Origin of the sequence: Mesorhizobium sp. WSM4983, assembly GCF_029625765.1 — a bacterium.
In the GTDB taxonomy this organism is placed as follows: domain Bacteria; phylum Pseudomonadota; class Alphaproteobacteria; order Rhizobiales; family Rhizobiaceae; genus Mesorhizobium.
Window position 1 is genome coordinate 594,251 of the sequence record NZ_JARTVM010000002.1, and the last position, 17,914, is coordinate 612,164.

16 protein-coding genes and 1 pseudogene are annotated in these 17,914 nt (G+C 64.5%); 9 read left to right on the top strand and 8 right to left on the bottom strand.

Translation table 11 applies throughout. The annotated features are described in order from the left end of the window. Positions 1-45: 45 nt before the first annotated feature. Together purE and P9254_RS10190 are read left to right on the top strand one after the other, a co-directional pair. The gene (purE, locus tag P9254_RS10185; RefSeq protein ID WP_067001929.1) at positions 46-543 is read left to right on the top strand and encodes a 5-(carboxyamino)imidazole ribonucleotide mutase; all 498 of its coding nucleotides are present in this window, start codon (positions 46-48) and stop codon (positions 541-543) included. After that, positions 540-1,616: a 5-(carboxyamino)imidazole ribonucleotide synthase gene (locus P9254_RS10190; protein ID WP_278053446.1), complete on the top strand. Its 1,077-nt coding sequence runs from the start codon at positions 540-542 to the stop codon at positions 1,614-1,616. The genes purE and P9254_RS10190 overlap by 4 nt, the downstream gene beginning before the upstream one ends. 6 nt (positions 1,617-1,622) lie before the next feature. Here P9254_RS10190 and P9254_RS10195 read toward each other — a convergent pair whose 3' ends face one another. Next, positions 1,623-2,039: a lysozyme inhibitor LprI family protein gene (locus tag P9254_RS10195; RefSeq protein WP_067002206.1), complete on the bottom strand. Its 417-nt coding sequence runs from the start codon at positions 2,037-2,039 to the stop codon at positions 1,623-1,625. 335 nt (positions 2,040-2,374) lie between these two features. On the opposite strand from P9254_RS10195, the gene ykgO reads away from it, so the two are divergent. From ykgO to P9254_RS10210, 3 genes and pseudogenes are all read left to right on the top strand, one after another. Then, entirely contained in the window at positions 2,375-2,500 is a 126-nt protein-coding gene (gene ykgO / locus P9254_RS10200; protein ID WP_040974291.1) for a type B 50S ribosomal protein L36, read from the top strand. 109 nt (positions 2,501-2,609) lie between these two features. Continuing rightward, positions 2,610-3,227 (top strand): tetratricopeptide repeat protein, encoded by a 618-nt coding sequence (locus tag P9254_RS10205; protein WP_067001924.1) that lies wholly within the window; start codon positions 2,610-2,612, stop codon positions 3,225-3,227. Between the two features lie 251 nt (positions 3,228-3,478). Then, positions 3,479-4,535: pseudogene (locus P9254_RS10210) on the top strand (alpha/beta fold hydrolase). A 151-nt stretch (positions 4,536-4,686) separates the two neighbouring features. On the opposite strand, the gene pyk reads toward P9254_RS10210, so the two are convergent. Together pyk and P9254_RS10220 are read right to left on the bottom strand one after the other, a co-directional pair. Further along, positions 4,687-6,114, bottom strand: coding sequence for a pyruvate kinase (gene pyk, locus P9254_RS10215; RefSeq protein WP_067319379.1), 1,428 nt, complete (start codon positions 6,112-6,114; stop codon positions 4,687-4,689). Continuing rightward, positions 6,111-6,629, bottom strand: a complete 519-nt coding sequence (locus tag P9254_RS10220) for a DUF1036 domain-containing protein (protein ID WP_206517027.1) — start codon at positions 6,627-6,629, stop codon at positions 6,111-6,113. Before P9254_RS10220 ends, pyk begins: the two co-directional genes overlap by 4 nt. 214 nt (positions 6,630-6,843) lie before the next feature. Between P9254_RS10220 and P9254_RS10225 the strand changes: the two genes are divergently transcribed. From P9254_RS10225 to P9254_RS10235, 3 genes are all read left to right on the top strand, one after another. Further along, the gene (locus tag P9254_RS10225; protein WP_127325121.1) at positions 6,844-7,641 is read left to right on the top strand and encodes an N-formylglutamate amidohydrolase; all 798 of its coding nucleotides are present in this window, start codon (positions 6,844-6,846) and stop codon (positions 7,639-7,641) included. A 29-nt stretch (positions 7,642-7,670) separates the two neighbouring features. Further along, positions 7,671-7,979 carry a DUF1244 domain-containing protein gene (locus tag P9254_RS10230; RefSeq protein ID WP_095799795.1) on the top strand — a complete coding sequence of 103 codons (309 nt, stop codon included), beginning with the start codon at positions 7,671-7,673 and terminating at the stop codon, positions 7,977-7,979. Between the two features lie 230 nt (positions 7,980-8,209). Beyond that, positions 8,210-9,391 carry an MFS transporter gene (locus P9254_RS10235; RefSeq protein WP_067319386.1) on the top strand — a complete coding sequence of 394 codons (1,182 nt, stop codon included), beginning with the start codon at positions 8,210-8,212 and terminating at the stop codon, positions 9,389-9,391. Here P9254_RS10235 and P9254_RS10240 read toward each other — a convergent pair. Beyond that, complete coding sequence (locus P9254_RS10240) at positions 9,349-10,263, bottom strand: LysR family transcriptional regulator (RefSeq protein WP_278053450.1); 915 nt, start codon at positions 10,261-10,263, stop codon at positions 9,349-9,351. The genes P9254_RS10235 and P9254_RS10240 overlap by 43 nt on opposite strands. A 96-nt stretch (positions 10,264-10,359) precedes the next feature. On the opposite strand from P9254_RS10240, the gene P9254_RS10245 reads away from it, so the two are divergent. Then, on the top strand, positions 10,360-11,316 hold the full coding sequence (locus P9254_RS10245) for an SDR family oxidoreductase (RefSeq protein WP_278053452.1): 957 nt from the start codon (positions 10,360-10,362) through the stop codon (positions 11,314-11,316). A 64-nt stretch (positions 11,317-11,380) separates the two neighbouring features. Here P9254_RS10245 and P9254_RS10250 read toward each other — a convergent pair whose 3' ends face one another. The 4 genes from P9254_RS10250 to P9254_RS10265 form a co-directional block, all read right to left on the bottom strand. Beyond that, a complete protein-coding gene (locus P9254_RS10250; RefSeq protein WP_040991775.1) occupies positions 11,381-11,539 on the bottom strand; it encodes a DUF3309 family protein in 159 nt (52 codons plus the stop codon). Positions 11,540-11,638: 99 nt separating this feature from the next. After that, positions 11,639-14,815 (bottom strand): efflux RND transporter permease subunit, encoded by a 3,177-nt coding sequence (locus tag P9254_RS10255; RefSeq protein ID WP_278053454.1) that lies wholly within the window; start codon positions 14,813-14,815, stop codon positions 11,639-11,641. Positions 14,816-14,889: 74 nt separating this feature from the next. After that, entirely contained in the window at positions 14,890-16,062 is a 1,173-nt protein-coding gene (locus P9254_RS10260; RefSeq protein ID WP_278053455.1) for an efflux RND transporter periplasmic adaptor subunit, read from the bottom strand. A 368-nt stretch (positions 16,063-16,430) separates the two neighbouring features. After that, positions 16,431-17,852 (bottom strand): coniferyl aldehyde dehydrogenase, encoded by a 1,422-nt coding sequence (locus tag P9254_RS10265; RefSeq protein ID WP_278053457.1) that lies wholly within the window; start codon positions 17,850-17,852, stop codon positions 16,431-16,433. Positions 17,853-17,914 lie beyond the last annotated feature (62 nt).

A 17,914-nucleotide genomic window follows, 5' to 3' on the forward strand; every position in this document is an offset into this window, starting at 1 on the left:
GGCGAATTCCGCTAAGGCGCGCCTTTGCCGCCGGGAGCGAAAACCTTGACCGATCAGCGTGCCGACGTCGCCATCATCATGGGCAGCCAGTCCGACTGGGCGACGATGCGCCAGGCGGCGGAAACGCTGGATGCGCTGGGCATCCTGCACAAAAAACTGATCGTCTCGGCACACCGCACGCCGGACCGCCTCTATGAATTCGCCAAGGGCGCCAAGGCGGCCGGCTACAAGGTGATTATCGCCGGCGCCGGCGGCGCGGCGCACCTGCCCGGCATGACGGCGGCGATGACGCCGCTGCCCGTCTTCGGCGTGCCGGTGGAATCCAAGGCGTTGTCCGGCCAGGATTCGCTGCTCTCCATCGTGCAGATGCCGGCCGGCATTCCGGTCGGCACTTTGGCCATCGGCAAGGCCGGTGCTGCCAACGCGGCCCTTCTCGCCGCAGCCGTCCTGGCGCTGAGCGATGAAAAACTCGCCGCCCGCCTCGATGCCTGGCGCACCGCACAGACCGCCAAGGTCGCCACCGAACCGGCAGATACCCCGTGAGTCTGGCCCCGGGATCGACCATCGGCATCATCGGCGGCGGCCAGCTTGGCCGCATGCTGGCTATGGCAGCCGCTCGCCTTGGCTACCGCACGGTCGTGCTGGAGCCGGAGGCCGATTGCCCGGCGGCGCAGGTCGCCAACCGGCAGATCGTCGCCGCCTATGACGATCCGGCGGCCCTTGCCGAACTGGCCGGCGCCAGCGCTGTCGTCACTTACGAATTCGAGAACGTCCCGGTTCAAGCGGCGCAGACACTCGCGGCGCGCGTTCCCGTCTGTCCGCCGGCCCGCGCGCTGGAAATCGCGCAGGATCGCGTGACCGAAAAAAGCTTCCTGAACGGCATCGGCGTTCCCACAGCCGAATTCTGCCCAGTGGACAATGACGAGCAGCTGACGGCCGCGCTGAAGAAATTCAGCGGCAGCGGCGTGCTGAAGACGCGCCGCATGGGCTATGACGGCAAAGGCCAGCGCGTCTTCCGCAACATGGAGACCGGCGGCTTTGCCGGCACCTGCGAGGCGATGGGCAATGTGCCGCTGATCCTCGAATCGCTGGTCGCTTTCGAGCGCGAGATTTCGGTGATTGCCGCGCGCGGGCAGGACGGCTCGGTTGCAGCCTACGATCCGGCCGAGAATATCCATCGCGAAGGCATATTGCGAACGTCGACATTGCCGGCCGCCATCGCACCGGACACCGCATCGGCGGCGAAGCAAGCGGCAGCAAAAATCCTTGCGGCGCTCGACTATGTCGGCGTCATCGGCGTCGAGTTCTTCGTGCTTGCCGACGGTTCGCTTTTAGCCAATGAGCTGGCGCCGCGTGTCCACAATTCCGGCCACTGGACGGAAGCCGCCTGCATCGTTTCGCAGTTCGAACAGCATATCCGCGCCATCGCCGGCCTGCCGCTGGGCTCGCCTGCACGGCATTCCGACTGTGTCATGGAAAACCTGATCGGCGATGACATGCTGAAGGTTCCGGCGCTGCTCGCCGAGCCCGGCGTGATGCTGCATCTCTACGGCAAGGCCGAGTCGCGGCCCGGCCGCAAGATGGGCCATTTCACGCGCATTGAGCGTCGGCGCTAACGCCGACTACTGCACGTCTTCGTCCTCGTCCGGGCTGGCGCAGCTCGGATCGCCTTCCTGGCAGTTGGGGCCGGAGGTGAGTTGCTTGGTGCGCTCGGTGGTCAGTTCCGTCAGGCATTGCGAAACCTCCATCGGGTGGATGGAACCGCCCTCGCTGTCGGCGGTCGAATAGGCGCATTCGGCGTCGCGGAAGGTGATCCAGGCGCGCTGTGCGGTCTGCAGCAACTTGTTGGCCTTCTCGTCATTGCGGCCGACAATATCCTTGTAGGCGGCGTTGAGCTTGGCATCGGCCGCCTGATAATCGGCATTGGCGCAGATATTCATCATCGACTGGCTGTCGTCGCTGCGATCGCAGTCCTCGGCCCATGCAGCCGGAACCGTCGCGATGAGGACAAGGCATGCGGGCAGAAAGAGACGGCGCATGATAAGACTCCGTTTCGCTGAGAGCATCTGCAACCTAGAGGAATCGCTTGGCGTCGCAGAAATGCGGCTAAACAAATAGACATAACCGGAGGGGACCTATGTCCCGCTCTGGCGTGGCCCGCAACATTCCAGCCGCCTCTGAGTCGCGCAATGCCGCGCGTTACCTATGGCGAATATTTGATCAGCGCACCATTTGCGGCATAAGAGCCGCCCGCTTGCGGTTGACACGGGCAAGGCTCCTCGTTTATGAGCCACGCAAGTTCAAGGCGCGCTTTTTTCGGGCGCGCCTTTAAAATTCGGCCCGGGACCGGGCCCCCGACCGAACAGGCAAGACCATGAAGATCAAGAATTCGCTCAAGGCGCTCAAGGCGCGTCACCGCGACAACCGGCTGGTTCGCCGCAAGGGACGCATCTACATCATCAACAAGACCGCTCCGCGGTACAAGGCGCGCCAGGGCTGAGACTTGCGCGCGGCGCTAAGCGCCGCGCCGCTGATGTCGACTGCCGGTTCGCCGGACCCTCACGCTAAAATCATTTTGACGATCCGCCGTCCGGGACTAGATTCCGGACATGCGGATTCTTTTTGCATTCTTCATTGCCCTCGTCCTTTCCGGAACGACCTTGCCCGCTTCGGCGCAGGATGAGGCCACGCCGCCCGCCGCTTCGCCGCCGCCCGCCATCACGCCTCCGCCGGTCGCCTCGACCAGGCAGGGACGGCTCGACCAGCTCTTTGCCGATCTCAGACGCGAGCGCAACGAGAAGGCCGCCGAACGCATCGCCGGCCGCATCTGGAATGAGTGGAACCAGTCCGGCAGCGCCTCGATCGACCTGATGATGCGATGGGCGCAAAGGGCGGCGGAAGACCAGAAATTCGACGTCGCGCTCGATTTCCTCGATCAGGTGGTGACCTTGCAGCCCGATTATGCCGAAGGCTGGAACCGCCGCGCTACCGTGCATTTCCTGATGAAGAACTATGGAAAGTCGATGTCGGACATCGACCACACGCTGCGGCTCGAACCGCGCCATTTCGGCGCGCTGTCGGGTCTCGCGCAGATCATGGCCGAGACCGGCCACAAGCAGTCGGCGCTGGAAGCCTGGCAGAAGGTGCTCACCATCTATCCGATGATGCGCAGCGCCCAGGGCCAGGTCTCGACGCTGTCGGAAGACCTGGCCGGCGAGGGCATTTGAGGGGCAGCTTTTCGTCATCCTCGGGCTTGAGCCAACGACCCATGCCGTGACTTTTCCGCGCCGCGACGGTGGTGCAGAACTCTGCTCCGCTGCAGCCTTCGCGCAAGGTGACGACGACCTTGACAAGCCCGGCCAAGCCGAACGTTTGCGATACTCCACCGAAGCGGGCAATAATTTGGCCTGGCAGCAGGCCGCCAGCTCGCCAAACTCATCGCGCTCCTAAATTAGATCCACTCGCCCGTACTTTCCGCATGGACCTCATCTGCCTCGCGCTCCTCCCCCTCGTTGCCTTCCTCATCGCCCTTGCCGGCATTACCCGCGCCGGCGTCTGGCTGATCGAGCGCCGCAATCCGCCGATCGGCGCATTCGCCGACATCGATGGTGCCCGCATCCATTATGTCCACGTCCCCGCCGCCGGCGCCGATCTGCCGCCTGTCGTCTTCATCCATGGCGCCAGTGCCAATCTCAAGGACCAGATGCTGCCGCTGAGGCCTTTGCTCGAGGGCCGCGCCGAGCTGCTGTTCCTCGACCGACCGGGCTTCGGCTGGTCGGAGCGCGGCGACAACGAAACGCTGGCGGCGCAGGCCGACACTGTCGCCGCGTTGATGGATCGGCTCGGCATCGCAAGGGCGATCATCATAGGCCATTCCTTCGGCGGCGCGGTCACAACCGCCTTCGCGCGCCAGCATCCGCAAAAGACGCTCGGCCTCGTCTTCCTGGCGCCCGTGAGCCATCCGTGGCCGGGCGGCGCGACCGCCTGGTATTACAAATTGACGGCTGTTCCGGTGGTCGGCTGGCTGTTTTCCGAGACCATTGCTTACGCGGCGGGCATGCTGCGGATCGGCAATGCCACGGCCTGCGTGTTTTCACCGAACAATGTGCCGACGGGCTATATCGGCAAGGCTTCCATTCCGCTTGTTCTGAGGCCGCCTGCCTTCCGCGCCAACGCCCGCGATGTGGCCCGACTTTACGATTATGTGCGCGCTGCCTCGCCTGGCTACCGTGAGATCAAGGCGCCGACCTTGGTCATCTCCGGCGATCGCGACAAGGTGGTCTATGCCACGGTCCATTCCGTCGGCCTCGAACGCGACATTCCCGGCGCCGAGCTGGTCTGGGTCGCGAATCTCGGCCACAAGCCCGACTGGATCGCCCCCGACCTCGTCGTCGGCGCCATCGAAAGGGCGGCCGGCGCGCCGGTCGACTTGCAGTCGATGGCGAGTTGTGGAAAGCCGGATCGCCGGCGACGCGCAAGGCGCTGACAGGTACCCGGAACTGAAGGTGCCGGACGCCGAGCTGGCGCCGGGCTAAGCTCGGGACCGGAAGGTGTCGAGATTCAAATTAGGCCGAGCCGAGCAGAGCGGATTCCCAGAACCGGAGCGGAGCGACTTGACCACATGAGCCCCGGAAGCGCAGGAAAGGCGCGCCTCACAGGCCGGTCCCACCTGAATACGGGCATACCTTAGTGCGTCTCTGAGCCGACATAGGCGATGCGCAGCATGTTGGTGGAGCCGGGCGTCCTCAGCGGCACGCCCGCCGTGATGATGACGCGGTCGCCCGGCTTGCCGAAGCCTTCCTCGAGGGCAATGCGGCAGGCGCGGTCGACCATATCGTCGAGGTCGATAGCGTCCTCCGAGACCACGCAATGCGTACCCCACAGAAGCGAGAGCCGGCGCGCCGTGTTGACGATCGGCGACAGCGCCACGATCGGCACTTGCGGCCGTTCGCGCGCGGCGCGCAGACCAGTTGTTCCAGAGGCGGTGTAGGAAATGATCGCCGACAGTTTCAGCGTCTCCGCGATCTCGCGCGCAGCGAGCGAAATGGCGTCGGCCCCGGTCGCTTCCGGTTCCGAGCGCTGGGCGTTGATGATGCCGGCATAAGTCGGGTCGGCTTCGACCTTGGTGGCGATGCGGTTCATCATCGCGACCGCCTCGACCGGGTAGGCGCCGGCGGCGGATTCGGCCGAAAGCATGATCGCGTCCGCGCCTTCGAAGACGGCGATCGACACATCCGAGACCTCCGCGCGGGTCGGCACGGGTGCGGTGATCATCGATTCCAGCATCTGGGTCGCGATCACCACCGGTTTGCCGGCGCGGCGGGCGGCGCGCGTGATCTGCTTCTGGATGCCGGGCACGGCCTCGAGCGGCATCTCGACGCCGAGATCGCCGCGCGCGACCATCAGCGCGTCGGAGAGTTCGATGATCTCGGCCAGGCGCGCCACCGCCTGCGGCTTTTCGATCTTGGCCATGATGAGGGCCCGGCCGCGCGCGATCTTGCGCGCTTCGGCCAGATCCTCCGGCCGCTGCACGAACGACAGCGCCACCCAGTCGACGCTTGCCGCCAGCACCGCGTCGAGATCGGCGCGGTCCTTCTCGGTCAGCGCGCCGACCGGCAGATCGGTGTCGGGCAGGCTGACGCCCTTCTTGTCGGAGATGCCGGTGCCGGCGACCACCGTGCAGGCGATCGACTTGCCGTCGCTCTTGACCGCCTTGAGCTCCAGCTTGCCGTCATCGATCAAAAGACGGTGACCGGCCTCGACCGAGTTCAGGATTTCCGGATGCGGCAGGTAGACGCGCTTCGACGTGCCGGGTTCCGGACTGTCATCCAGCGTGAAGGTCTGGCCGACGGTCAGTGCTTCCTTGCCATTGGCGAACTTGCCGACCCTGAGCTTTGGCCCCTGAAGATCGGCGAGAATGCCGATCGGCCGCCCGACCGCCGCCTCGACGGCCCGGATGCGGCCGACAAGCGTGCGCATCAGCTCGTGGTCGGTATGGCTCATATTGATGCGGAAGACGTCGGCGCCTGCCTCGAAGAGCTTTCGCAGCATCTCCTCGGAGGAGGAAGCCGGACCGATGGTGGCGAGGATCTTGACCTTGCGGTTACGTCTCATTGATTGTTCGTTCCCGGAGCGGGGGCCGCTGGCGCGCCGCCCGTTGCGGGCTCGTCAGTCAGCTGGACCATCCAGCTTGCCTGCTCGCCCGTGTCATATTCCTGAAATCCGGCGCGCTGAAAGCCCCGGGCGACGCAATCATTCACGCCGGCAATCTTGAACTCTTTGTCGGCGACGCACATGTTGATCGGGCCGTCCCAACGCCCGCCGCGCTCGGCATCTTCTGCATAAAGATAGTAAAACCTTGATGACAGCGGCCCCTCGATCAGCGTCTTGCAGGTCGATCCCTCGATGTGCCACCAGCCCTCGGTGATCCAACCGGCCTTCGCCCGATAGCCGATGCCGACGCCGACCAGGTTCTGCGTCGCGTTGCAGACGCGGAAGTCGGCGAGCGCCGGCGAGGTCGCGGCGAGCGCGCACAGGCCCGCGCCAAAGATCAGGACCGGCAGGCTCAGGCGCTTGCGCAGCCTGCCGGCGCAACCCAATCCAAAACCCTTGGCGAACCACATCTGCATCGTCGAAGCACCTTTTCAGCAAACTCCGGGCGCATGTCAACGCGCCGTTTTATTCAATTCCAATCGATTTAGAAGGGTCCGGTGGACAATTTGGCGTCCCATCCGGGATTCTTTGCAGAAACCGTGGCCAAACAACGGCATTGCGCCTCAGTCCTCTTCGTGGAATGACGATACCACCCCGCCCGGACGCCAGCGAACAGACCGTTTTCAGCCGATGACCCGATCCACAGCTTTCACGCCCTTCGACATCGTCGAGGGCGACCGCAAGAAGGGCATCGTGCTTCTGGCCGATCACGCCCGCCGCGACCTGCCGGAAGAATATGGCAGCCTCGGCCTGCCGCCTGCCGAGTTCGAGCGCCACATCGCCTATGATATCGGCGTCGAGACGGTGACGCGCGAGTTGGCGGCGGCGCTCGATGCGCCGGCCGTCCTGGCCGGCTTCTCCCGCCTTCTGATCGACCCCAACCGGGGCGAGGACGACCCGACGCTGATCCGCCAGCTCTATGACGGCACCGTCGTGCCCGGAAACTATCCCATGGCCGCCCAGGAGCGGGAGAGACGGCTCGACCGCTTCTACCGCCCCTATCACGACGCCGTCGGGGCGATGATTTCCTCGGTCGCGCACGCCTCCGGCAAAGCGCCGTTCATCTTCTCGGTGCATTCCTTCACCCCTCGCATGCAAGGCTTCATCCGACCCTGGCATGTCGGCATCTTGTGGGACCGCGACGACCGCGTTGCGCGGCCGCTGATCGACATGCTGGCCGAAGACAAGGCGCTCATCGTTGGGGACAACGAGCCCTATGACGGCGCGCTGCGCGGCGACACCATGTTCCGCCATGCCATTGTCAACGGCTATGCCCATGCCCTGCTCGAGATCCGTCAGGACTTGATCGCCGACCGCGCTGGCGCTCTTCAATGGGCGGAGCGATTGGCTCCGATCGTTGACGCCGTCGACCGCCGTGCCGATATACACGAGGTGAAGATGTTCGGCTCGCGCACCGGGCCGGCCTAAAAAACGGCCGAGAGGCCGGGGACCACGAAATGACCGAACTCAGCGAAGAACGGAAACGCGATTTCGAGGCCGCCGCCTTCCGCCGGCTGGTCGAGCATCTGCGCGCACGCGGCGACGTCCAGAACATCGACCTGATGAACCTGGCCGGGTTCTGCCGCAACTGCCTGTCGAACTGGTATCGCGAGGCGGCCGAGGCCGACGGCATTGCGCTGACAAAGGACGAATCGCGCGAGATCATCTACGGCATGCCCTATGCCGAATGGCAGGCGCTCAACCAGACCGAAGCCTCCGAGGCCACGAAGGCTGAGTTCGAGGCCAGGCGGCCGAAGGATCATTGAACCGTCCTATTTGGCTCGCCGCTGCTGCTTTGTCATCCCAGGGTCTGCGCGCGTCGCTTCGCTCCTGCTTCGCCCATGGATGTCAAAGGAGGCGTTTCGGCCAAATCTCCAAAGTAGGGCCCATTCCTCACAGGTCCGCGCCTCTTGGTCCAACGCTTCTGCCATAGCGCTTCTTGACTACAAATTGAATCGATCTAATTTGCCGCGCAAAGCCATTCGGACTTCAAACCATGAGCGTGCAAACCACAAGGCAAGCCGCGACGCGCGGCCGCTGGGCCGTTGCCGGCATTTTCCTGGCCAATGGCTTTCTCACCGGCAGCTGGGCGCCGCAGATCCCGGTGTTTCTGACCCGGCTGGACATCTCGAAATTCACCCTCGGCCTGCTGATCCTGTTGTTTGGTGTCGGCGCGGTGATGGCGATGACCTGGTGCGGCCATCTCATTTCCAGGCACGGCTCGCGCCCCGTGCTGCGCTGGTTCGGCATCTGCGGCAGTTTCGGCCTGCTGGTCGTGGCACTTGCGCCCAACGTGCCGCTCGCGGCCCTCGCGATGCTCGTCTTCGGCGGCTCGATCGGCGGCATGGACGTCGCCATGAATTCCAACGCGGTGATCGTCGAACGACGGCTCTCCCGCGCCATCATGTCGTCCTCGCATGGCTTCTGGAGCCTCGGCGGCTTCGCCGGCGGCGCGCTTGGTGGCTATTCCATTCAGAACTACGGCTATCTCGCGCATGCGATTGCGGTGACGGCGCTCGCCTTTTTGGTCATCGCCTTTGCTGTTCGCTACCTCATCGCCGACGACAGGCCGCAGGCCGCCGGGCATCAGAAATTTACGCTGCCGCGGCACACAATTGTCTATCTGGTCGGGTTGATGGCGCTGCTCACCATGGTCTCAGAGGGCGCCGTGCTCGACTGGGCCGCGCTCTACCTCCAGCAGGAGCTCGGCGCCGACCTTGCGATTGCCGGCCTCGCCTATGCTGCCTTCTCCGGCGTCATGGCGCTCATGCGCTTTCTCGGCGACGGCGTGCGCAACCGCTTCGGCGCGGTGGCGACGCTGCGCGGCTCGGCGCTTGTCGCTGCCGCCGGCATGTTGGTGGCCGGCCTCTCCCCCTCGCCTTATCTTGCCATTGCCGCTTTCGCCTTCTGCGGTTTCGGCATCGCCAATATGGTGCCGATCCTGTTTTCGGCCGGCGGCAACCAGGAAGGCTTGTCTTCCGGCACCGGCATGAGCGTCGTCACCACGATGGGCTATTCAGGAATCCTGGTGGCGCCGTCGGCGATCGGCTTCGTCGCCGAGCATTCGAGCTTCGGCCCGATCTTCGTAGCGCTTTCCGGCCTGCTGGTCATCGTGCTGTTGATGGCGAACCTCGCTTACCGCGCCGAATTTGCCGCCGAGCCTGCGCCGGCGGAGTAGCGCTTCAGCTCTTCATGCAGGAAATCCGCGACGCGGCGGATGCGCATGCTGGTGCGCACGTCACGGTGCATTGCAAGCCACACCGGCAGCTCGGGCAAGGGAACCTCCGGCAACAGCTTCTCCAGTCGAGGATCGCGGCTAGCGAGCGGCTCCTGGCCGATGCCGATGCCATTGCCGGCCCGCACCGCCTCCCACAGCACGATCTGGTTGTCGGTCCTGAAGCGGAAGTTGCTGCGGCTGACCGGGATGCCAAACGCGGTGAGGCCGCGAACGATCTCATCGCTGCGGTCGAAACCGACCAAAGGATGGTCGACGAGATCGCTCGGCTTCTGCGGGCGTCCATGTCGGTCGAGATAGGATTTCGCAGCACATATGCAGAGCGCGATATCGGTGACCTTGCGCGCCATCAGCTCGTTCTGCGCCGGCCTGACCATGCGGATGGCGATGTCGGCGTCGCGCCGCAGCAGGTTCTCGACCTGGTTGGAAGCGACGATCTCGACCTCGATGCCCGGCTCTTCCTCGCCAAGGCGCGCTGTGATCTGCGGCAGCACGCAGGCCGCAACCACCTCCGAGGCAGCGATGCGCACCGTACCCTCGATCGCCTCGACCGAGCCCAGCGCAAGCAATGAGAATGCATTGGCCTGCTCGCTGACTGCCTTTCCGCGCTCGTAGAGTGCGCTGCCTGCCTCCGTCAGTTCGTAGCCGCGCCGCCCGCGCCGGAACAGCGTGACGCCGAGCGCCTGCTCCAGCTCGGCGATGTGGCGGCCGAGCGTCGGCTGGCTTGATGCGAGCTTGCGCGCGGCGGCCGAAAGGCTGCCGGTCTCGGCCACCGCGACGAAGCTCTTGATCAGATTCCAGTCGAATTCATTCATTCGTTTTTGCATAACAGGGTGCCGATCTTAGTCAATTTCCATTCGGCTTTGTAGACGTCAGATTAAGCGGGCAAACGCAAACAACGGAGACGAACAATGACCAAGATCGCAATTCTGGGCGCCAATGGCCGGCTCGGACGCGTGGTTGCCAAGGCCTTCATCGACGCCGGTTTCGACGTCCGCGCTGTCACCCGCACCGGCAAGGTGCCGCCCGAGCTCAAGGGCGCTATTGCCGTCGCTGGCGACGCTTTGGACCGCCAGTCGCTGATCCGGGCCACGCAAGGCGTCGACATCATCTTCAATGGCTTGAACCCGATCTATACCGACTGGGGCAAATGCCTGCCGATGGCCGAGAACGTCATGGCAGCCTGTCGGGCGAACGGCGCGCTGCATCTTTTCCCGGGCACTGTCTATAATTACGGCTCGCCGATGCCGCAGGTGATCACCGAGGAAACGACTTTCCATCCTACCACCGACAAGGGCCGCATCCGCGTCGCCATGGAGGAGCTTTTCCGTCGCGAAGCCGATGCGGGCCGCGTGCGCACCATTCTGCTTAGGGCCGGCGACTTCTTCGGCGGCACCGGCAGCGGCGGCTGGTTCGATCTCGTCGTCGCCGCCAAGATGGAAAAGGGGGTCTACACCGCCGCCGGCCCGGCCAAGCTCGTGCACGAATGGGCCTATCTGCCCGACTTCGCGGTGGCTTTTGTCGCACTGGCGCGCAATCTCGATAAGCTCGGCTTTTACGAGGCCATCAATTTCCCCGGCCACGCCGTCACCGATCTCGACATCAAGGCTGCCGCCGAAAAGGCGCTCGGCCGCAAGCTGAAACTCACCTTCATGCCCTGGTGGGTGCTGCGCGCCGGCAGCCCGTTCGTAACCATGTGGCGCGAGATCGTCTCGATGTCCTACCTGCGCTTCGAGCCGCACCGGCTGGCGTCAGCGCGCCTGGAAGAGGTCATCGGCGAAATCCCGCACACCCCGCTCGCCCGAGCAGTGGCGGAAGCCATGCAAGACATCGGCATAGCCGGCGCGCCCATGCGTCAGGCCGCCTGAGCAAAGAACAACCTCAAGATGAAAACGGCCGGACTTCAAGGCCCGGCCGCAAATGGTCGTCGGTTCAGATCCTGCCCATCAAAAGCAGGATCAGCAACACTACCAGAATGACTCCCACAATCCCCGAAGGCCCATAGCCCCAAGACCGCGAGTGCGGCCATGCCGGCACGGCTCCGATTAGGATCAGGATCAGGATTATTACGAGAATTGTACCGATCGTCATTGAAAACCCTCGCCGTCTGGTTGAACTTCGAGGGAACAATGCAAAAAGCCGCCCGGTAGTTCCCGAGCGGCTTCCATGTACCTGAGTTGCGAAGTCGCCCTACTCGGCGGCTTTCGGGAAGGCGACCGCCGGCTCGGCATTGGCTTCCGCTACCGGCTCGCCTGTCGAGAGCTCGCCCTTGCCGCGGCGGAACAGGCGGCCGAACCAGCCACGCCGGGCGCCCGGCTTCACCTTGGCGCGGGTGAACACCATCAGCATCGAGGGCGTCACCACCAGCGTCAGCAAGGTGGCGAAGGACAGGCCGAAGACGATCGCCGACGACAGCGAAATCCACCATTGCGTCGATGGCGCGTTGATCGTCGTCTCGTGATGGAAGATTTCGAGACCGAGGCCGAAGGCGATCGGCAGCACGCCGAGGATCGCCGAGACCGCCGTCAACACCACGGGCCTGGCGCGTTCGCGGCAGGTCTGCAGCACGGCATCCATCTTGTCCCAGCCTTCCTCGCGCAGCCGGTCATAGGTGTCGATGAGCACGATGTTGTTGTTCACCACCACGCCGGCAAGCGCAATGACGCCGATGCCCGACATGACGATGCCGAAGGCCTCCCCTGTCAGAAGCAGCCCGAGGAACACGCCGATCGTCGCCATGACGACGCAGGAGAGAACAAGCCACACGCTGGTGAACTTGTTGAACTGCGCGAGCAGCACCAGGAAGATCAGGAAGATCGCGGCGCCGAAAGCCTTGCTGAGGAAGGCGCTGGCTTCCGCGCTGTCCTCGTTGGAGCCAGCGAGCTTCCAGCGTATGCCGCTGCCGAGATCCATGTCGGCCACGGCCTTGGTGACTTCCGCCTGCACCGCTGCCACTTGCGCGCCGGCGCTGACATTGGCTTGCACCACCACGGTGCGCGCGCCATCGATGCGGTTGAGGACGCCGACTGTCGGCTCGGGCTTCCTGACCACGAAGTTCGAGATTGGCACCGAGCCTTGCGAGGTCTGCACCCTGAGCTCGTCGAGCGTCGAGAGCGTGCGCCGGTCTTCCGGCAGACGCAGGCGAATGTCGACGGCGTCGTCGGCGCCGGCCGGCCGGTACTCCGACAGCTTGAGACCGTTCGTCACCAGCTGCACCACCGTGCCCACCGAGGTCGGACTGATGCCGTATTGCGCCGCCTTGGCGCGATCGACCTCAAGCGCCCAGTCGACACCGGGCGGCGGCAGGCCGTCGGAAACATCGATCACGTTGCGGACCTTGGCGATGCGCGCGGCGACGGCGCGCGCCTTGTCGTCGAGCCCGGCCGGGTCGGCGGCCGAAAGCCTGATCTGGATCGGCTTGCCGGTCGGCGGGCCGGCCTCCGGCACGCGTACTTCGACGTCGACCCCGGGAATGCCGGCCATGACGCCACGCAAATCGTCGAGGATTTGGTTGGCGGACTTGCGCTCGCGCCAGTCGACGAATTCGTACTGGATCACCCCGACCACGTCTTCCGGGATGTCCTGGCCGCCGCCTTGCGTCTTGCCGACGCGCGTGTAGACCGATTTCACGCCGGGCCAGCCGAGCAGGCGGCTTTCCGCCGTCTTGGTTGCGGCGTCCATTTCGGCCAGCGAAAGGTTGCCGCGGGCATGCACATAGAGCAGGCCGTAATCCGGCTCGACGCTGGGGAAGAACTCGACGCCGGCGCCGTATTTCGAATAGGCGAAACCGACGCCGACCAGCAGGCCTACGGTGAGCAGGATGACGGTCATCGGGAAACGCACCGCCTGCTTGACCAGCGCCATATACCAGCCGTCGCGATCGCTGTCCTCGTGATGCGCCGGCGCCTTGGCGAAGATGGCGCCGAGCGTCGGCGCGAAGACCAGCGCATAGAGCATCGAGGCCGACAGCGTCACGATCAGCGTGATCGGCATGTACTTCATGAAGTCGCCGATGATGCCGGGCCAGAAGAGCAGCGGCGAGAACGCGGCGATGCGTGTCATTGTCGCTGCGATGACCGGGCCGGCCATGCGCTTGGCGGCTAGCGCGAAGGCATCGGCCTTCGGCATGCCCTCGCTCATGCGCCGCTCGGCGAATTCCGTGACGATGATGGCATCGTCGACCAGCATGCCGACCGCCAGGATGAGGCTGAACAGCACGATCATGTTGATCGTGTAGCCCATCATCGCAAGCAGCAGGATGCCGATCAGGAAGGATGACGGAATGGCGAGGCCGATGAGCAGCGAGGCGCGTCCCGACAGCGCGTAGAGGATCACGATGAACACCAGGATGACCGCGATCATCACATGGTTCTGCAGGTCGCCCAAAAGCTGGTTGACGAAGACCGACTTGTCCTGCGTGTAGGTGACGTGCATGCCTTCCGGCATCGTCTTGATGAAGGTGTCCGACACCTCCCGGACATGGTTCAGCGTGTCGATCAGGTTGGCGCCGATGCGCTTCTTCACCTCGATGGCGATCGCCGGCTTGCCGTCGAGGCGGGTCACCGTCTCGGCGTCCTTGAAGGTGGAGCGGATGGTGGCGACGTCCTTGGCCTGCACCACGGCATTGGGCGTGGCGACGACCGGCAGTTTGGCGACGTCCTCGGGCGTCTCGATGAGCGACGGCACCTTGACCGCGTATTTGCCCTCGGAGCCTTCGAGATTGCCGGCCGCGACCAGGCTGTTGGAGGCGCCGACGCCCTGGATCACCTGATCGAGCTGGAGTCCGTAGGAGGAGAGCTTCACCGGATCGATGACGACTTCGACCAGATCGTCGCGCGCGCCCTGCAGCGAGCCTTCGAGCACGCCTGGCACCTCCTCGATGCGGTCGCGCAATTCGCGCGCCGCCGACGTCAGCACGCGCTCCGGCACGTCGCCGGAAAGCGTGACGACGAGAACCGGGAATTCCGAGACGTTAACTTCAGTGACGGTCGGCTCCTCCGCCGCCTGCGGCAGGTCGGCCTTGGCGTCCTGCACCTTGCTGCGCGTGTCCTGCAGCGCGGTGGCCAGATTGGTCTGCGGCTGGAACTCGACCAGCACGTAGCCGCCGCCCTGGAAGGCGGCCGAGCGCATCTCCTTGAGCCCCTTCAGGCTCTTGAGCTTGCTTTCCATCGGCCTGAGCAGCAGCCGTTCGGAGTCCTCCGGCGATATGCCCTGGTAGATCAGGCTGACATACATCATCGGAATCGGAACGTCCGGCTCCGCTTCCTTCGGCGTCGACTGATAGGCGACCCAGCCCGCGACGAGCAGGAACATCAGCGCCGATATTGTGAGGCGGGCGTTGTGAATGGCGAGTCTGACGATGTCCATGACTTATGCCTGCTGTTTCCCTGGAAGCCGCGACATTGGCCAGCGGCGCCGGCCGAGCCGGCGCGGCGACCGCGCTATTGCGTGCCGGCGGAGGCTTCACTGATCAGCTTGTTGATGGTTGCCTGGTCGGCCTCGACCGGCTTCACCACATCGCCTTCCTTCACCAGTTCCTGGCCGGCGACGATGATGCGCGCGTCCTGCGGTATGCCGCCGAGCACCAGTCCCTTCGGCGTGTCGTCGACGAGGTCGATCGGGAAGAACGCCACCTTGTCGTCCTTGCCGACGGCGCGGATGCCGAGGTCGCCCTTGTCGCCCAGCGTCACCACCGAGCGCGGCAGCATGACCGCATCGGTCGGCTGGGCGCTGAGCGTGATCTCGGCCGTCATGCCGGCGGGGATGGAGCCGTCGGCATTGGGGATCGCCACCTCGACACGGAAGGTGCGGGTCTGCGAGGAGGCGTCACGGCTGATGTAGCGCACCGTGCCGGTGACTTTCTGGTCGTTGACAAGGCGCACATTGGCCTGGTCGCCGATCTTGATGTAGCGCAGGTCGCGCTCGCTGATCTCGCCGCGCGCGATCACCGGGTCGAGCTTGAGGATGGTGGCCACCTCGCCGCCCTGCATCACCGAGCTGCCGAGCTCGACGGGCACGCGGTCGATGACGCCGTCGAAAGGCGCCTTCACTTCATTGCGGTCGAGTTCGGCCTGCGCCGTCTCCAGCATGGACTGCGCCGCCGTCAGGTTCGACCGAGCAGTGTCGAGCTGCAGCTTGGGCAGGTTGCCGGTCTTGGCCAGCCGCTCGGCTGCGTCGAGCTCGGCCTTGCGCTGCGCCAGCAACTGCCTGGCATTGTCGACATTCGAGAGCTTCTCCTCGGCGGCGAGCATCAGCACGAGGTCGCCGGTCTTGACGTGATCGCCCTGCTTGACCGGGAGCTTATCGATGACACCGGCGACGCGGACAGCAAGCACAGCGCGCTTGTCAGCTTCGGTCAGGCCCGAGATCCGTATCGCCCGCGCGAAGGTTTTGCGCGGCGGCGTCACCACCGCGACGGTGCGCAATGCTGCCTTCTGCTCGGCCTCCGCCGTCTTCGGCTTTTCGGCGCCGGACTGCGCGGCTTTGCCTGCTTCTCCGTCCTTCTGGTGATCGGCGGCGCTGCCCACGGACGAGAACTCGCCCGTTGCCATCCAGGCAGCGGATCCGATGAGCACAGCAATGGCTGCAAGCTTGTGAAACCTGATTTTCGGCATCGTCATTTTTTCCGTTGCAGGCTTGGGCGGGGTCGACGGTTTCGATCCCCGGGCGCGCGGCCGATATGGGGGCGCGCAGAGCCATCTTCAATTTGCCGTGATCGGCGAAGCGCGCTTCTACCGCAAAGCCGTTGCGCAAAACAGTCAGAAACTTTGATGGATTATTGCGCCGCCGAGCTTGGGGCGCTGGTTTTTTCCGCGTTTTACATGCTGGACTGCTTGGCTTTTCTCAATCGGGGCCGGTTTTTCAGCCGATCGGACACTCAATGGCAGCAGGCGTCAGTATGATGAAGAATTTTTTTGCGAAATGACATGTCGTATTGGCATGGGGCAATCAGAGGACGCGCCCAATCCGAAAATAAATCCGATCAGGTGATCAGGTTAAGCAAGCGGAACAGCCGCTCGAATGTGCGGCCATAAGGCGGCCTGAGCAGGGCCCCGGCACTCAGCCTGGATTGGACGAAGATCGGCTTTTCCTTGCTGAAGGTGCGGAAACCCCATTCGCCGTGATAGGCGCCCATGCCGCTCTCGCCGGCGCCGCCGAATGGCTGCCGTTCCTGCACCAGATGCATCATGCTGTCGTTGATCGTCACGCCGCCGGCAACGGTTTCTCGCATGATCCTTTGGCGATTGGCGCTGTTCTTGCCGAACCAATAGAGGGCCAGCGGACGCTCGCCGCGGTTCACGTGATCGATTGCCTCATCTACCGCGCCGTATTCAACGATCGGCAGCACCGGCCCGAAGATTTCCTCGCGCATCAGCCGCAAACTCTCGCCGGCGTTCCTGACCAGCACCGGCGCCATCTTGCGGTCGCTCACGCCAAGCCTTTCATTTGCCGGGTTGACCTCGGTGACATCGGCGCCGCTTTCGCGCGCCTCGGCGACCATGTCGCTCAGGCGCCGCTGGTGCCGTTCGCTGACGATCGCCGTGTAGTCGGGATTGTCGCCCAGGCGCGGATAGAGCTGCGCCATCGCGCCGGCAAGTTTTGCGGCGATCGCCGCGCCTTGCCCTTGCGGGACCATCAGATAGTCGGGTGCGATGCAGGTCTGGCCCGCATTCAAGAGCTTGCCGTAGGCGACGCTCGCGACCGCAGCGTCGAGATCGCACGACGCATCGAAGATCGCCGGCGACTTGCCGCCAAGTTCGAGCGTCACCGGCGTCAGATTGGCGGCCGCGGCTAACGCCACCTGCCGGCCGACCGCGGTGGAGCCGGTGAACAGGAGATGATCGAAAGGCATGGACACGAATGTCTTGCCGACTTCGGCATCGCCGACCACAACGCTCATCTCGTCGGAAGAAAAATGCTCTTCGACCAACCGGGCGAGCAGGTCCGAAAAGTTCGGCGTCAGCTCGGACGGCTTGAGCAGCACCCGGTTGCCGGCGGCTAGAGCGGCAGTTGCCGGCGCGATGGCAAGCTGGAACGGATAGTTCCAGGGCGAGACGATGCCGACGACCCCGAGCGGCTGCGGCAGAAGGCGGTTGCGCCCCGGCAGGAACGGCAGGCTGGTGGCGACGCGGCGCTCGCGCATCCAGCCGCGCAGATGCCGGATGGCGTGCTTGATGCCGGCGCGAACGACGAACAGTTCCGCAAGCCGTGTTTCCTGCGCCGCCCGTCCAGTGAAATCGCTGTCGATCGCCGTGCAGATCTCGGCTTCATGCTTTTCGGTCAGCGCCAGCAGCCGCTTCAGCCGGTCCTTGCGCACTGCGAGGCCAGGAAAGGGGTCCTTCTCGAAGGCCCTGCACTGCGCCTCAAACTTGACCCCGAGAGAGTTCTGTCTGGTCTGCAGCATCGCTACCTCCCGTTTACGTCGAGGTAAACTACTCGCGCGACGGAGGTGAATCCAGCATATCG

Coding starts and splice junctions, on each gene's coding strand:
- P9254_RS10240 (WP_278053450.1), bottom strand. CDS start 10,263: ATGAATGAATTCGACTGGAATCTGATCAAGAGCTTCGTCGCGGTGGCC.
- P9254_RS10205 (WP_067001924.1), top strand. CDS start 2,610: ATGCGGATTCTTTTTGCATTCTTCATTGCCCTCGTCCTTTCCGGAACG.
- P9254_RS10230 (WP_095799795.1), top strand. CDS start 7,671: ATGACCGAACTCAGCGAAGAACGGAAACGCGATTTCGAGGCCGCCGCC.
- ykgO (WP_040974291.1), top strand. CDS start 2,375: ATGAAGATCAAGAATTCGCTCAAGGCGCTCAAGGCGCGTCACCGCGAC.
- P9254_RS10250 (WP_040991775.1), bottom strand. CDS start 11,539: ATGACGATCGGTACAATTCTCGTAATAATCCTGATCCTGATCCTAATC.
- P9254_RS10220 (WP_206517027.1), bottom strand. CDS start 6,629: ATGCAGATGTGGTTCGCCAAGGGTTTTGGATTGGGTTGCGCCGGCAGG.
- P9254_RS10235 (WP_067319386.1), top strand. CDS start 8,210: ATGAGCGTGCAAACCACAAGGCAAGCCGCGACGCGCGGCCGCTGGGCC.
- P9254_RS10260 (WP_278053455.1), bottom strand. CDS start 16,062: ATGCCGAAAATCAGGTTTCACAAGCTTGCAGCCATTGCTGTGCTCATC.
- P9254_RS10245 (WP_278053452.1), top strand. CDS start 10,360: ATGACCAAGATCGCAATTCTGGGCGCCAATGGCCGGCTCGGACGCGTG.
- pyk (WP_067319379.1), bottom strand. CDS start 6,114: ATGAGACGTAACCGCAAGGTCAAGATCCTCGCCACCATCGGTCCGGCT.
- P9254_RS10255 (WP_278053454.1), bottom strand. CDS start 14,815: ATGGACATCGTCAGACTCGCCATTCACAACGCCCGCCTCACAATATCG.
- P9254_RS10225 (WP_127325121.1), top strand. CDS start 6,844: ATGACCCGATCCACAGCTTTCACGCCCTTCGACATCGTCGAGGGCGAC.
- P9254_RS10195 (WP_067002206.1), bottom strand. CDS start 2,039: ATGCGCCGTCTCTTTCTGCCCGCATGCCTTGTCCTCATCGCGACGGTT.
- P9254_RS10265 (WP_278053457.1), bottom strand. CDS start 17,852: ATGCTGCAGACCAGACAGAACTCTCTCGGGGTCAAGTTTGAGGCGCAG.